The organism is Streptomyces sp. HmicA12 (assembly GCF_000373565.1).
Lineage (GTDB): Bacteria > Actinomycetota > Actinomycetes > Streptomycetales > Streptomycetaceae > Streptomyces.
In genome coordinates, this window is sequence record NZ_KB891811.1 from 91757 (window position 1) to 106406 (window position 14650).

The 14650-nt window shown below is 71.7% G+C and carries 13 protein-coding genes and 1 pseudogene; 8 read left to right on the forward strand and 6 right to left on the reverse strand.

Features of this window, described 5'->3' with window-relative positions:
- The first annotated feature begins 9 nt into the window (after nucleotides 1-9).
- Complete coding sequence (locus tag B072_RS0121805; RefSeq protein ID WP_018532103.1) at nucleotides 10-327, forward strand: hypothetical protein; 318 nt, start codon at nucleotides 10-12, stop codon at nucleotides 325-327.
- A gap of 239 nt (nucleotides 328-566) precedes the next feature.
- Nucleotides 567-1067 carry an ATP-binding protein gene (locus B072_RS0121810; RefSeq protein ID WP_026246131.1) on the forward strand — a complete coding sequence of 167 codons (501 nt, stop codon included), beginning with the start codon at nucleotides 567-569 and terminating at the stop codon, nucleotides 1065-1067.
- A 128-nt stretch (nucleotides 1068-1195) separates the two neighbouring features.
- Here B072_RS0121810 and B072_RS0121815 read toward each other — a convergent pair whose 3' ends face one another.
- Genes B072_RS0121815 through B072_RS0121825 form a run of 3 tightly spaced genes read right to left on the reverse strand, consistent with a single transcriptional unit; the run spans nucleotide 1196 to nucleotide 4814 of the window.
- On the reverse strand, nucleotides 1196-3757 hold the full coding sequence (locus tag B072_RS0121815) for an ABC transporter permease (protein ID WP_018532105.1): 2562 nt from the start codon (nucleotides 3755-3757) through the stop codon (nucleotides 1196-1198).
- Nucleotides 3754-4518: an ABC transporter ATP-binding protein gene (locus B072_RS0121820; RefSeq protein WP_018532106.1), complete on the reverse strand. Its 765-nt coding sequence runs from the start codon at nucleotides 4516-4518 to the stop codon at nucleotides 3754-3756. Before B072_RS0121820 ends, B072_RS0121815 begins: the two co-directional genes overlap by 4 nt.
- Nucleotides 4515-4814 (reverse strand): SHOCT domain-containing protein, encoded by a 300-nt coding sequence (locus tag B072_RS0121825; protein WP_018532107.1) that lies wholly within the window; start codon nucleotides 4812-4814, stop codon nucleotides 4515-4517. Before B072_RS0121825 ends, B072_RS0121820 begins: the two co-directional genes overlap by 4 nt.
- A gap of 190 nt (nucleotides 4815-5004) precedes the next feature.
- On the opposite strand from B072_RS0121825, the gene B072_RS0121830 reads away from it, so the two are divergent.
- The 6 genes and pseudogenes from B072_RS0121830 to B072_RS47390 all read left to right on the forward strand — a co-directional run.
- Nucleotides 5005-5592 (forward strand): TetR/AcrR family transcriptional regulator, encoded by a 588-nt coding sequence (locus tag B072_RS0121830; protein ID WP_018532108.1) that lies wholly within the window; start codon nucleotides 5005-5007, stop codon nucleotides 5590-5592.
- Between the two features lie 10 nt (nucleotides 5593-5602).
- Entirely contained in the window at nucleotides 5603-6004 is a 402-nt protein-coding gene (locus B072_RS0121835; protein WP_018532109.1) for a cupin domain-containing protein, read from the forward strand.
- A 13-nt stretch (nucleotides 6005-6017) separates the two neighbouring features.
- Nucleotides 6018-6602: a DUF4865 family protein gene (locus B072_RS0121840; RefSeq protein ID WP_026246132.1), complete on the forward strand. Its 585-nt coding sequence runs from the start codon at nucleotides 6018-6020 to the stop codon at nucleotides 6600-6602.
- The gene (locus B072_RS0121845) at nucleotides 6599-7519 is read left to right on the forward strand and encodes a phosphotriesterase family protein (protein WP_018532111.1); all 921 of its coding nucleotides are present in this window, start codon (nucleotides 6599-6601) and stop codon (nucleotides 7517-7519) included. The genes B072_RS0121840 and B072_RS0121845 overlap by 4 nt, the downstream gene beginning before the upstream one ends.
- Before the next feature lie 196 nt (nucleotides 7520-7715).
- The gene (locus tag B072_RS0121850) at nucleotides 7716-8312 is read left to right on the forward strand and encodes a TetR/AcrR family transcriptional regulator (protein WP_018532112.1); all 597 of its coding nucleotides are present in this window, start codon (nucleotides 7716-7718) and stop codon (nucleotides 8310-8312) included.
- 200 nt (nucleotides 8313-8512) lie between these two features.
- Nucleotides 8513-9508 (forward strand): annotated as a pseudogene (locus B072_RS47390) (MFS transporter); the annotation flags it as partial.
- A gap of 110 nt (nucleotides 9509-9618) precedes the next feature.
- Here B072_RS47390 and B072_RS47395 read toward each other — a convergent pair.
- From B072_RS47395 to B072_RS0121875, 3 genes are all read right to left on the reverse strand, one after another.
- On the reverse strand, nucleotides 9619-10875 hold the full coding sequence (locus B072_RS47395; RefSeq protein WP_018532115.1) for an ROK family protein: 1257 nt from the start codon (nucleotides 10873-10875) through the stop codon (nucleotides 9619-9621).
- 69 nt (nucleotides 10876-10944) lie between these two features.
- Nucleotides 10945-11592 carry an alpha-ketoglutarate-dependent dioxygenase AlkB family protein gene (locus B072_RS0121870; protein ID WP_026246133.1) on the reverse strand — a complete coding sequence of 216 codons (648 nt, stop codon included), beginning with the start codon at nucleotides 11590-11592 and terminating at the stop codon, nucleotides 10945-10947.
- 21 nt (nucleotides 11593-11613) lie between these two features.
- On the reverse strand, nucleotides 11614-14517 hold the full coding sequence (locus tag B072_RS0121875) for a carbohydrate binding domain-containing protein (RefSeq protein WP_078506535.1): 2904 nt from the start codon (nucleotides 14515-14517) through the stop codon (nucleotides 11614-11616).
- Between the last annotated feature and the right edge of the window lie 133 nt (nucleotides 14518-14650).

Genomic DNA, 14650 nt, shown 5'->3' on the forward strand with positions numbered 1-14650 from the left:
CGAAGCGGCATGGCGGAGCCGGAGTTCACGGCGACGGGCGTGCGGATCGGGCGGCGGCTGCGCTCGCTGACCCGGGCCGGCCAGGTCCGGATCACGGGCGGCAGGCTGGAACTGCTGACGAGTTACGGCAGCGAGATCGACAGCGCCCCGCTCGACGAAGTCCGCGCGGGCAAGCCCTGGTTCGGCTCCGAGGACCGCGCCACGGCCGAGGTCGACGGCAGGCGCTACCTGCTGCGACTCGGCGGTGGCCAGGGCGGTGACGCGGGGCCGCCCGCGGCCCGCCGGTTCATCGACGCCGTGCGCCGGGCCGCGGCGCGCACGACGTAGAGCCCTCGCACCGCACGCGGCGTCCCCCAGCGCTCACCCCAGCATGAGGAGCGACCGCCGAAGTTGCATGCCCGTACCCCCTGGGTCACTCTGGTCACACATCACTACTCAGGGTTTACCGGCGATGACGCTGCGAACCAGCCCGCCGGACACAAGCAGCGGGCGGTCCTGTCACAGCGCGGCCGCTCCGCTCGATCCGTTCTCGTCTTCTTCCGGACTCAATTCGGGGAGTCGCAGCCGTGATCAGCCAGCCGAACAGGCATTGCACGGTGGAGCTCCAAGCCCTGCCGTCGCGGATCGGACAGGTCCGCAGAATCGTATCGGCGCAATTGCGTTACTGGCATCTCGATCCGTTGATCGACCTTGCCGCGCTCGGAGTCACCGAGCTGCTCACCAACGTCCACCGGCACGCCGAGCCGGACAAGCTGTGCACCGTGGAGATCGAGCTGTACCGGCGATCCCTCACGGTGTCGGTGCACGACCACGACCCGCGGCTTCCCGAGGTACGGGACGCGGAACCGCTCGCCACATGCGGCCGCGGGCTCGCGATGGTCGCCTCGGTGAGCGAGAGCTGGGGAGTACGGCCGCACATCGACGGCGGCAAGGTCGTCTGGTTCGCGCTCCCGGTGCCGTCCCCCGCGGTGGCACTGCCCGCGCTGCCTCCGCTGTACGGGAAGTCCGACGCGCTCCGTACCGAAGCGCCCCAGCATGCTCCCGCCCGGTCGGCCGTCGCAGGCTGACCGGGCGGTGATCTTTTCCAGCGGGGCGTACGTCATTCGGTTGTACCGGGGCGTACGTCGCTCGGCCGGACCGGGTGTACGCGGCTCGGTTCACCGGGCCTACGTCGCTCGGTCCCACCGGGCGTACGTCACTCGGTGGCGATGGCGCGCAGGACGTCCAGGCGTGCCGCCCTGCGGGCCGGCCTGAGTCCCGCGAGGGCACCCGCGCCGAGCCCGACCAGCGCCACGACCAGCAGTTGCACCGGCGGCAGCGCGAACGCGAAGGTGCTGTCGCTCGCCCCGTCGGAGGCCTCGACCAGGACCCAGCCGAGGAATCCGCCGAGCACGAGCCCGCCCGCGGTGCCGAACGCGGCGACGAGCACGGACTCCCAGCGGACCATGGCCCGCAGTTGCGGCCGGGTCTGGCCGACGGCGCGCAGCAGGCCCAGCTCGCGGGTGCGTTCGTGCACGGCGAGGGTGAGCGTGTTGGCGATGCCGAGCAGTGCGATCAGGACGGCCAGGGCCAGCAGCGCGTAGACGAGGGTGAGCATCATGTCGATGCCGCTCGCGGAGGACTGCGCGTACTCGTCGCGGGTCTGGACCTCCGGGTCGCCGTACGCGGCCGCGACCTTCTCGACCGCCGCCTTGCCGTCGGCCGCCGTGACGCCGTCCTTGAAGGTGACGGAGATCAGCGTGTCGGAGTCCTGGCTCCGGTGCGGGGCCCATGCCTCGCGCGTGATGACGTAGTCGCCGGCGAGTTCGGACCGCCCGTAGACGGCGCGGACGGTGAAGGGTTCGGTCTTGCCGTCGGTGAAGGCGAGCCGGGCCGTGTCGCCGACCCGGAGGTGCTGCGCGTCGGCCTCGGCGCGGGTCAGCGCGATGCCGTCGGTGCCGAGGTCCGTCAGGGTTCCCTGGACCGTGCCGAGGTCGAAGGCCCGGGACAGCGCGGCCGGGTCGGTGACGGTGAGGGCGCGCCCCTCGCCGCCGACGTCCGCGACGCCCCTGCCGAGTCCGACCGCCGTGTCCACCTCGGGCCGCTGGCCGATGGCCGGGGCCAGCTCGGGGCTGAGGCCGCTGCCGCCCGCGCCGAAGGACGGCGTGGAGACGGCGAGGTCGCCCGCGAAGGAACGGTCGACGGTCTGGTTCATGGTGGCCTTGAGCGAGGCGCCGAAGACGGTGAAGAGCGAGACCACGGCCACGCCGATCATGAGCGCGCTCGCCGTGGCGGCGGTGCGCTTCGGGCTGCGCAGCGCGTTGCGCCGGGCGAGCCCGCCGGTGACGCCGCGGAGCCTGTCGAGCGGGCCGCCGAGAACGCGTACGGCCGACGACGAGGCGACCGGCCCGAGCACCACGAACGAGGCGAGGGCCAGGACGGCTCCGATGCCCGCGAGCAGCAGCGACGGGGACACGAGGACGCCGACGAGGGTGGCGGCGAGCGCGGCCGCGCCCAGGGTGCCGCCGACGACGGCGCGGCGGCGCGAGGCTCCCGAGTCGTCGACGGCGGTCTCGCGCAGCGCCGCGAGGGGCGCGGTGCGTCCGGCGCGCAGGGCGGGCAGCAGGGCCGAGCCCAGGCACACCGCGACGCCGACGGCGAGGGGCAGCAGCATGGACAGGGCGCTGATCACCAACTCCCCTTCGGGGAAAGGGAATCCGATGGCCGGGAAGAGCGCCTGGAGTCCGGCCGCGATGCCGATGCCGCCCGCGAGTCCGGCGGCCGAGGCGAGGACGGCGACGACGCTCGCCTCGACGAGGGTCGACGCGGTGACCTGCCGGCGGGAGGCGCCGATGGCCCGCAACAGGGCGTTCTCGCGGGTGCGTTGGGCGACGACGATCGCGAAGGTGTTGTGGATCGAGAACGTCGCGACGAGCAGCGCGATCCCGGAGAAGACGAGGAGGAAGGTGGTGAACAGGGTCAGGAACTGGCCGGAGATCATGTCGGTGTTCTCCTGGGCCGACTCCTGGCCGGAAATGGCCTCGACTCCCTTGGGAAGGTGCGGAGTCAGCGAGTCCACCAGCTCCTGCTGACCGACGCCGGGGCCGGCCCGCACCTGGATGGAGGAGGCCTCCCCCGCCTTCGGCGTGAGGTACTTCTCGGCGTCGGCGCGGGTCATGCCGGTGAAGGTCACCTGGGCCATGCCGTCCTCGCCGCCGAAGGTCGCGAGGCCGACCACGGTCACCCGGACCGGGTCGGGCGTCCGCAGCGTGGTCGTGTCGCCGATCTTGAGGTCGCCCTTCTTCGCGGCGCCCCGGTTGACGACGACCTCGCCACTCTTCTCGGGGGCGCGCCCCTCGGCGAGCCGGTACGGGTTCAGCTTCGGGTCGGCGATCCAGTTGCCGGCGAGGGTGGGCGGGCCCTGGCCGCCGATGGGATCGCCGTTCGCGCCGATGAGCTGGCCCGCGCCCTGGATGCTGGGCACGGCCGCGGCGACGCCGGGCCGCCTCGCGAGGTCGTCGGCGAGGGCGGCGTCCACCGGCTGCCGGGTGCCCTGGCTCTCGCCGGGCGTCGTGATGACGTTCGCGCCGCGCACCACGGCGTCCGTGCCGCTGGTGGCGCCCGCGAACATCGTGTCGAAGCTCGCGCGCAGGGTGTCGCCCATGACGAGGGTGCCCGCGAGGAAGGCGACGCCGAGCAGCACCGCGGTGAAGGTGCCCGCGAAGCGCCGCTTGTGCGCGACGAGCGACTTGAGGCTGAGGCGGGTCGAGGCGTTCATGACGACCGGGCCCCCTGTCCGCCGTCGAAGGCCTTCATCCGGTCGAGGACCTTGTCGGCCGTGGGCTGTGTCATGCGGTCCACGAGGCGGCCGTCCGCGAGGAAGACGACCTCGTCGGCGTGGGCCGCGGCGACCGGGTCGTGGGTGACCATGACGACGGTGCGGGACGTGCGGCGCACGGTGTCGCCGAGGAGGCCGAGGACCTCCTCGCCGGAGCGCGAGTCGAGGTTCCCGGTCGGTTCGTCGGCGAAGACGACATCGGGGCGGCCCGCGAACGCCCGGGCCACGGCGACGCGTTGCTGCTGTCCGCCGGAGAGTTCGGCGGGCCGGTGGTGCAGCCGGTCACGGAGCCCGACGGTGTCGACGAGCGCGTCGAGCCACTCGCGGTCCGGCCGGGCGCCCGCGAGGTCGAGCGGCAGCGTGATGTTCTCGGCGACGGTGAGTGTCGGTACGAGGTTGAAGGCCTGGAAGACGAAGCCGATCCGGTCGCGCCGCAGCAGGGTGAGGCGCTTGTCGTCGAGGGCGCTCAGGTCGGTGTCGCCGATGTGGGCGGAGCCTTCGGTGAGGGTGTCGAGCCCGGCCGCGCAGTGCATCAGGGTCGACTTGCCGGAGCCCGAAGGCCCCATGATCGCGGTGAACCGTCCGGCGTGGAAGGCGACGCTGACGCCGTCGAGGGCACGGACGGCGGTGTCGCCGGAGCCGTACACCTTGACGGCGTGCTCGACGCGGGCCGCGGCGGCGGTGAGCGTCACGGTGCTCATGCCGCACCGTCCTTGCCCGCGCCGCCGCGCAGTCCGAACTCCTCGTTCAGGACGGACAGGCGGCGCCAGTACTCGTCCTCGTCGATCTCGCCGGCGGCGAACCGGCGGCCGAGGACGGCGATCGGCGAGTGCTCGTCGACGCGGGGTCCCGGCCGCCAGGGGCCGCGGCGTCCGCGCCACACGGTGCGGCGCAGCAGCGTGACGACGCCGACCACGACGGCCGCCCAGATCAGCGGGAGGAGCAGGATCCACGGGCCGGGGCCGTCACCGGGGCCGAAGTGCGCGAGGGTCTGCATCTGGCTCATCTCCAACAAGTCGGTCGCGCTTGTTCGCGATGAGTCGAGCGTCGCGCCGCGAGGGGGTCCCGGTCGTCGTACGGCCAGCGGCAGTGCGCGTACCACTCCGGGAGTACGCGGGCTGTCCTGGGCTGCTCCCGCCGGGTTCGCGCCGGACATGTGCCGGGCATTGCCTTCTGTAACTACTAGTATGTACGGTGTGCTCATGAGCACTCAGGAGCGACTGATCGAGACGACCCGCGAGCTCCTGTGGGAGCGCGGCTACGTGGGCACCAGCCCGAAGGCGATCCTGCAGGGTGCGGGCGTCGGCCAGGGCAGCATGTACCACCACTTCACCGGCAAGCAGGATCTCGCGCTCGCCGCGATCCGGCGCACCGGGGAGGAGATGCGGGCCACCGTCGACCGACTGCTCGGCGCGGGCGGTTCGGCGTACGAGCGCGTCGAGGCGTACCTGCTGCGCGAGCGCGACGTGATGCGCGGCTGCCCCGTCGGGCGGCTGACGATGGACCCGGACGTGATCGCCAGCGAGGAGCTGCGCGCTCCGGTCGACGAGACGATCTCGTACGTGAAGAGCCGGCTCGCCGATGTCGTCCAAGAGGGCGTGGACAGCGGCGAGTTCGCGTCCCGCCTGGTGCCCCGCGAGATCGCGGCGGCGGTCGTCGCGACCGTGCAGGGCGGCTACGTCCTCGCGCGCGCCTCGGGCGACACGGACGCCTTCGACACGGGGGTGCGCGGCCTGCTCGCGCTCCTGGCCCCCTCCCCCGCCCCGACTGCCTGAGGACACCTCCATGCACATCACGCGCAACCGCCCCGACACGCGACAGGGCCCCGCCGAGAACTTCACCGGCACGGTCTGGCTGGACGAGATCGCGGGGCCTCACCCGACCGCCCGGCTACGGATGTTCCACGTGCACTTCGCGCCCGGCGCGCACACCGCCTGGCACACCCACCCGCACGGTCAGGTCCTGCACGTCCTGGAGGGCGAGGGACGGGTGCAGCGCAGGGGCGGCGCGGTCGAGGTGATCCGGGCGGGCGACACGGTCCGGATCGAGCCGGACGAGTGGCACTGGCACGGCGCCGGGCCGCGGACGTTCATGACGCACCTGGCGGCCGTCGAGGCGACCGAGGACGGGACGACCACCTGTTGGGGCGCGCACGTCGAGGACGCGCACGCCGACGCGGTGAGTTGAGAGGCACAGGACCATGCATGTGATGCAGTACGAGATCACACTGCCCGCCGACTACGACATGGACGTGATCCGTGAACGGGTCGCCACCAAGGGGCACTTGCTCGACGACTTCCCCGGGCTCGGCGCCAAGGCGTATCTGATGCGCGAGCGCGGTGTGCACGGTTCACCCGTGAACCAGTACGCGCCCTTCTACCTCTGGACCACGCCGCAGGGCATGAACTCCTTCCTCTGGGGCCCTGGTTTTCAGGGCCTCGCCCGCGACTTCGGGCGGCCGGTCGTGCAGCACTGGGCGGGTGTCGCGTACGGGGAAGGAGCCGCGACCGGCGCGACGGCCAGGACCGCGGTGCGTGAGCGGACACCGATCGAGGCCGCCGCGCACCTCCCCGATCTGGTCGCGGACGCGGCGCGCGAGGTGGCCGAACTGGCCGCGGAGGACGGCGTGTTGTACGCGGCGTCGGGGGTGGACCCGCGCACCTGGGAACGGGTGACGTTCTCCGTCTGGGAGCACGAGGCGCCCAAGGCGCCCGGCGACGTCTACCAGGTCCTGCACCTTTCCGAACCCGAGCGTGACCGACTCCCGAAGGGACAGCAGTGGTGACCGACGCCGCGCCGACCGTCCGCAGTGTCCAAGGCGACCTGGAACCCGGCCGGTTGGGCATCGTCGACGCCCACGACCACCTCTTCTTCCGCAGTCCGCTCCTGGCGGGCCAGGAACTGGACGACGTCGACCTCGCCCGGCAGGAGCTCGCCGCGTACGCCGCGGTCGGCGGCGGAACCGTCGTGCAGTGGACGCCGTACGGTCTCGGGCGGCGGGCCGCCGGGCTGCCCGCGCTCGCGGAGGCGACCGGCGTGCGGATCGTCGCGGCGACGGGCATGCACCAAGCCGCCCACTACGCACCGGAGTTGCTCGCGGCGCGCAAGGACGATCTTGCCGAGGTGTTCGTGCGCGAGCTGACGGAGGGCATCGCGGGCAGTGGTGTGCGGGCCGGACTGATCAAGGTGGCGGGCGGCTTCCACGGGCTCGACGCGCACGCCCGCCGGACCATGCGCGCCGCCGCCGAGGCGCATCACGCGACGGGGGCACCGATCGCCGTCCACCACGAGCTGGGCACGGGCGCGCTGGACGTGCTCGACCTGCTCTGCGAGGAGTTGGAGGTGCCGGCGCACCGCATCCTGCTCGGCCACCTGAACCGCTCCCCCGACTTCGTGACGCAGCGGGAGGCCGCGCGCTCGGGCGCGTACCTGGCCTTCGACGGGCCGTCGCGGGCCAACCACGCGACGGACTGGCGGATGCCGGACGCGATGGCGGCGCTCGCCGACGCCGGACACGCCCACCGGCTGCTGCTCGGCGGCGACACGACGACCGCCGGGGCGCGGTCGGTGAACGGCGGGCCCGGCATGCCGTATCTGCTGCGCCGGGTCCGGCCGCGTCTCGAGGAGGCGCTCGGCAAGGACGTGGTGGAGCAGGTCCTCGTCCGCAATCCGGCGGAGGCGTTCGCCGTGGAGTGGCGCTGAGGCGCACGGGCGGGATCATGGCAGCCCGCGGACCGGACGCTCATCGACTTCGAGGCGCGGGATCGCGACGCGGCGGGACGTGAGCGCGCACGGGAGTACGGGCGTTCGGCCGGCGTTCCCGAGGAGCGGCTCGACCGGGCCGAGTGATCCCGAACAGATAGTGCACCGACCGTTCCACAATGACTATGGTTCCCTCATGGCCCGACCGAGGACGTTCGACGAGGAGCGAGCCCTGGACGCGGCGATGCACGCTTTCTGGGAGAACGGCTACGAGGCCACTTCCACCCAGGACCTGTGCACCGCCACCGGACTGGGCCGCAGCAGCATCTACAACACGTTCGCCAGCAAGCACGACCTGTTCACGCGCTCCCTGCACCGCTACACCGAGCAGAAGACCGCGGACCAGGTGGCCCTGCTCGAGGACGCCGGGCTGCCGCCGCTCGACCGGATCCGCGCGATGTTCGCGGTGATCATCGACACGGAGATCGAGACCCGCAAGGACGGCCGCAGCCGCGGTTGCCTGACGGTCAACTCCACGGTCGAGCTGGCCGGGCGCGACCCCGAGACGGCGAGCATCCTGGAGCGGGATCTGCGGATCCGGCTCACCGCCCTCGCGGCGACGATCGCGGCGGGGCAGCGGGACGGCACGGTGACGTCGCGACGCTCCCCGGACGACCTGGCACGCTTCCTCAACGCCGTGATCGGCGGCATGCGTGTCTCCGGGCAGGGCGGCGCCGATCGCGGCGTCCTGGAGTCCACGGCACGGATCGCACTGGACGCCCTCACTCCCTGACCCCTTGACCCCTCCCCCAACCTCGCGGCGCCGCACCCGGCGCCACGCAGGGTTCCGTCATGCCTTGATTTTGAACTGATCTATCCAAACCTCTGTCCAGAACCAGGTTCCCCGGAGGACCACCCAGGCCACGCGCCGTATACGTCCTGGCCCTCGGCATCTTCGCCATGGTCACCAGCGAGTTCGTGGTCGCGCGCCTGATGCCGCAGATGGCGGGCGGCCTGGGCGCGACGATCCCGCAGATCGGCTATCTCATCACCGCGTTCGCCATGGCGATGGCCTTCGGCGGCCCGTTCCTGACGGTCGCCCTGCTGAGGATGCGTCAAAAGGCAGCGCTCAACGTCCTGTTCGCCGTCTTCCTGGCCGGCAACGTACTCGCCGCGACCGCGTCGACGTACCCCGTGATGATGACCGCGCGCATCGTCACCGGCATCGCCTCGCAGGCGTTCTTCGGCGTCGCGCTGTCGCTGTGCGCGCAGCTGACCCGGCCCGAAGTGCGCGGCCGCGCCGTGTCGGTGGCGCTGAACGGGCTGATGCTGGGCACGCTGCTCGGGCTGCCGCTCGCCACGTTCGTCGGTGCACACCTGGGCCGGCGTGCCGCGTTCTGGGTGATCTCGGCGCTCGCCGTGCTGGCCGCCGCGGAGACCCTCGTCGGGGTTCCGGACGTGGACCGGACCGAGGGGGCGGGTCGACTGCGTTCGCAGTTCGGGGTGTTCAGGTCGGCGCGGCTGTGGCTGACGCTGTCCACCAGCACGCTCGTCATCGGCGCCACGTTCGCCGCGTTCAGCTACCTCAACCCGATCCTCACCGAGATCACCGGGTTCGGCGCGGGCGCGGTGCCGCTGCTGCTCGTGGCGTACGGGGCGGCGACCGTCGTCGGCAACATGGTCGTGGGGCGGCTCGCGGACCGGCACACGCTGACCGTGCTGCTCGTCGGCCTCGGCCTCAACTCCCACTTCCTGCTGGGCTTCGCGCTCTTCGCGGAGCTGAGCGCCGCGGCGGTGGTGTGCATGCTGGGCATCGGCCTGGTGGGCGTCACGATGAATCCGGCGATGGCCGTGCGGGTGCAGCGGCGGGCGAACGCGGGCGCGCTGGTCAACTCCGTGCACACGTCGTTCATCACCTTCGGCATCGTCATCACGACGTCGGTGGGCGGTGGGGTCATCGACACGTACGGGCTGCGGGCGCCGCTCTGGCTCGGCCCGGCGCTCGCGATCGCCGGGATCGCCACGCTCGTACCGGACCTGACGGAGCGCGGGAACGCGCGCCGCGCCGTCCCGGACAGCGTTCCGCCGCCCCCTGCCGGTCAGCTCGCGGTAAGCGCCCCGAGCGGGTCGTCGAGGACCGGCTGCCAGGCAAGTTCCGCCGCTCCGACCAAGCTGTTGTGGTCGAGCGTGCAGGCCAGGATGGGGACGCCTCCGCTGCGCCCCCACAGGCTGCGGTCGGCCACGACGGCCCGCAGGCGCTCGGGCTCGGCGTCGAGGAGCGTGCGGTGCAGGCCGCCGAGGATGATGCGGTCCGGGTTGAGGATGTTGACCAGGCCCGCGAGTCCGAGGCCGAGCCGGTCGACGAGCGCCTTGGTGGCCGCGCGGACACCCGGGTCGCCGGGCTCGTTCTCCAGGAGGCCCAGCGCCTGCGACAGGAGCGAGCCGTCGGCGTCGGGGGTGCGGCCCGCCGCGGTGAGGAAGGCCAGCGGGTCGGTCTCGACGTCCAGGCAGCCGCGGCTGCCGCAGTGGCAGGGCCGGCCCTCCGGGTTGACGGTGAGGTGGCCGACCTCCAGGGCGAGGCCGGAGCTGCCGGTGTGCAGGTGGCCGTCGAGGACGAGGGCGCCGCCGACCCCGCGGTGCCCGGTGGCGACGCACAGCAGGTCGCGGGCGCCGCGCCCGGCGCCGTGCCGGTGCTCGGCGAGCGCGCCGAGGTTGACGTCGTTCGCGGCGAACGCCGGGATGCCCAGGCCCGCCCCGCGCACGCAGTCGGCGAAGATCTGGCGGACCGGGGAGCCCACGGGCCAGGCCAGGTGGAGCGGGTTGAGGGCCGTGCCGTCCGGTTCGGCGACGGCGGAGGGGACGGCGAGACCGGCGCCGACGCAGCGCAGGCCCGTCTCGTCCAGGAGCCGAACTCCCGCCTCCACGACGGAACGCAGCACGTCGGCCGGGTCCGGGTCGATGATCTCGCAGCCGGGCGCGGTGGCGACGATGCGGCCGCCGAGCCCGACCAGTGCCGCGCGATAGCCGTCCGAGTGGACCTGAGCGGCGAGCGCGACCGGTCCGTCCTCGGCGACGGAGAGCCGGTGCGAAGGGCGGCCCTGGGATCCGGCGGCGGCGCTCGGCCTGGCGTCGATCCTGATCAGGCCGAGGGCCTCCAGTTCGGCGGCGACCGCGCCCGCCGTGGCCCGGGTCACGCCGAGTTCCGCGGTGAGGACGGCGCGGGTCGGCGCGCGTCCCGTGTGGACGAGTTCGAGTGCGGGACCGAGCGCGCTGCGGCCCCGCTCCAGGCGCGGTGGCCGCGCGGCACCCCCGCCCGCCGTATGGCTTCCGGTTCCGGAGGCCGCCCTGCCGCCCATCAGCAACTCCTCGCCCTGATCACGGTCTGGAATGGTAGCCGGTGAACACCGGCCGGCCACTCCGCACGGTCACAGTCCGCTGACCCGCAGCGTGATGTTGAGGCGTCCGCTCAGGCCCAGGTCCGGCGGCGCGGTGCCCTCCTCGGTGCGCGGCACGCCGTGGTACGCGAATCTCGCGGGCCCGCCGAACACGAACAGGTCCCCGCTGCGCAGCTCCACGTCCGTGTACGGCTTGGTCCGTGTCTCGGTGTTCCCGAAGCGGAAGGCGCAGGTGTCGCCGAGGCTGAGCGAGACGACGGGCGCGGACGACTGCTCGTCGCGGTCCTGGTGCATGCCCATGCGGGCGCCCCCGCCGTAATGGTTGATCAGCGCGATGTCGTACGGCTCGGTCACGGTGGCCGGGCCGTAGGCCGCGGCCACCGCGCGCCGTCCCAGTTCGGCGAGCTCCGGCGGCATCGGCTTGACCGGCTGTCCGTCGCCGTCGACGGCGGTGCGCGCGTACCCGTACGGATACCAGTGCCAGCCGAGGCAGAACTGCCGTGCGGTCATCTCCCCGCCGCCGGGTGTGCGTACGGTGCGCAGTCCGGCCGGGGGCCGTGCCCATGCGCGGCAGGCGGTGACCAGGCGTCGCTGTTCGGCCGGGTCCAGCCAGTCGGGGACGTGGAGGGCCCCTGGTGCGATCTCCCGCCGTTCGCGGGGAAACAGTCCGCCTTCCACGTTCACCTGCCTGGTGCCTGTCTACTTCAGATACGGGCCCGCCGTTCCGACCTTGCCGGGCGCCGCGTTCTTGCCGCCCAGGTCCAGAACGTACACCCGCAGGTTTCCCTTGCCGGGTGCGGCCGAGGTGAGGGTGCCGTCGGTGACGGTCTTCACGTCGCCGGTGACGGCGTCCTTGTACGTCCCGTTCGGGATGTTCCGATACGTGGCGCCGTCGGTGACGTTCACCAGGGCGAAACTGTCCACGCCCGTGGCCGCGTCGGTGTAGCGCCGCTTGTACGCCATGTTGCCGGAGATGTCGGCCGTGGAGTACTGGCCCGTCTGCAGGGCGGGGATCGCCCGGCGGATCTGGTTGAGCCGCTGGACGTGCTTGACGAGGGGCTGGTCGAGCGTGGTGGCGACGGCGCCGGACGCGCTGGAGACCGTACCGAAGCCGGAGGCGGTGACGCTGCCCGCGATCTTGTCGCCGTAGTAGGCGCGGCCGGTGTCCGCGAGCGGGCAGGTCGTGCCGCAGTCGATCTTCTTGCCCTTCTGGAACTCGGTCTCCGAGCCGTAGTAGAGCGTCGGGATGCCGCGGAACGTCCACATCAGCGACATGTTCTCGGCCCAGGCGTCGGTCCCTCCGGCGTAGCGTTCGCCGCTCTTGTTCGGGCCGTAGTCGTGGCTGTCGACGTAGACGACGTTGTACGTGGCGTCATTGGTCGAGTCGTCGGAGTCCTTGCCGTTGTTGTAGGCGTTGGAGGCGTCGCCGAAGTTCATGTGCATGCGCATGTCGATGATGTTCATGCCGGAGAACTTGCTGCGGTCGGGGGTGTGGTACGTGTTCCCGTCGAGGAAGGCGTTGGTGGACGTCGGCTGGTTGCCGGTGCCCAACTGCTCCTCGTAGTCGTACTGTTCGAGGGCGGCCTTCTCGTCGTCGGCGGAGTACTCCTTGCGCTCCTTCCACGTGTAGAACTGCGCCGAGTGGTTCACGGACCCGCGGTTCCACTTGTCGTTGACGAACGCGCCGACCTCACCGAAGACGAAGAAGTCTTTCGCCTTCTCGGTGCCGAACTGCTGGGCCACGCGCTCCTGGATGGCGGGCAGGAAGCGGCGGTTCCAGGTGACGCGCGGGATGTGCACGGCCGTGTCGACGCGGAAGCCGTCGACGCCCATGTCGATGTACTTGTCGTAGGCGCCGATCAGGTAGTTCTGCACCTGGGTGTTCTCGGTGTTGAAGTCAGCGAGGTCCTCGTGCAGCCAGCAGGAGCGGGAGTCCTCACCCTCCCAGTTGCCGAGCCAGCAGGTGTGGTAGAGCGACTTGGGGAACATGCCCGAAGTGGGGCTGGGCCACTGGCAGTTGTAGAGGGTGTAGCCCTCGGGGCTCTTGGCGCCGGTGGGCTTGCCCCAGTTGAGGCAGGTGTTCCCGGACGGCTCGGCCGTCGACCACAGGTCGCCGTTGTAGTACGACTTGCCGGAGACGGGCTCCACGGTCAGGCCGTCGTACTCGAAGCCTTCCTGCTTCTCGTCGTAGTACCAGCTCCACTGGCTGTCGCGGACGCCGTAGACGGTCGGGGTGAACAGGCCCTTGGCGCCCCAGCGCGAGGAGTGGTTGTAGACGACGTCCTGATAGATCTTCATGCCCTTGGCGTGGGCCGCGTCGATCAGGTCCTGGTAGGAGGCGCCGGCGGATTCGAGGCGCGGGTCGACCTTGTAGAAGTCGTACCCGTGGTACCCGTGATAGTCGTAGTCGGAGCGGTTGAGGACGACCGGGGTGATCCAGACGGCGGACATGCCGAGGCCTTTGATGTAGTCGAGCTTCTCGACGAGGCCCTTGAAGTCCCCGCGGAACATGGGGTCGTTGTTCGCTTCGTTGCCGGTCTTCTTGTGCTGGTTGCCGCCGCGATTGTTGGTGCTGTCGCCGTCGTAGAAGCGGGCGGTGAGCACGAAGTAGATGGGGTCCTTGCGGGGGTCGCCGCCGAGCGGGGTGCCCGTGACCTGGGCGGCCTTCTCGCCGGTGGTGGCATCAGCCGACGCGCTCGCGGCCGATACGTTCCCGGCGGCGTCCAGCGCCTTCACCGTGTATGTGTACGCGGTCCTCGCCTCAAGTCCCGTGTCGGAGTACACGGTTGAGGTGGCGGAGATGACGGAGGTGCCCTTCGTGCCGCCGGTGCGGGTGATCTGGTAACCGGTGACGCCCGTGTCGTCGCTCGCCGCGTCCCAGGTGAGGACGACGGAGGTGCCGGTGGCGGTGGCCTTCACGTTCTTGGGCGCGGTGGGGGCCGTGGTGTCGGGTTCGGCGGCCGCGCAGGGGTCCTTGGCGCTCTTGGTGGCGGTGCCGCCCTTCACGGTGTTGAGGCCCGCGCCGAGCTGGTAGTTGCCGCCGTTGTTGTTGTCCCAGGTGCCGTTGCCGCTGTTGAAGGTGGCCTGCCAGGTCGACGCCGACCCCAGGTCGACCGTCTTCTTCACCCAGCCCGTGCACGCCGCCTCCATGCCGACGCCGGGTGCGGTCGTCCAGCTGCCGCCGGTCGGGGCCCAATGAAGGTTGGTGACCGCCCAGTTGGTGGTCGCGGCGTTGTAGTAGACCGTGGCGGAGGCGCCTTCGGCCGGTTCGGTGTCCGCGCACGGGTCGCTGTGGGCGACGACACCGCCCTTGACGGTGATCAGGCCGGTGCCCAACTGGTAGTTGGTGCCGCCGTTGTTGTCCCAGGTGCCGCTTCCGTCGGTGAAGGTGGCCTGCCACGTCGACGCCGACCCCAGGTCGACCGTCTTCTTCACCCAGCCCGTGCACGCCGCCTCCATGGCGACGCCGGGAACGGTCGTCCAGGTGCCGCCGGTCGGCGCCCAATGCAGTTTGTAGGCTGACCAGTTGGTGGCGGTCGTGGAGTAGTAGACGGTGGCGGTGTTCGTGTCGGCGGCGCGCGCCGTGGTGGTGCCGAGCGGCATGCCGGGCAGCAGGGTCACCAGGAGGGCCGCGAGCAGCGCGCCCACCAGGTTTCTGTGGCGCGTACGTCTGTGCGGGGAGCGTGCGGGGAGGTGCACGAGGACTCCTCGGTCCGGGCCGCGACGGTGCGGCCGA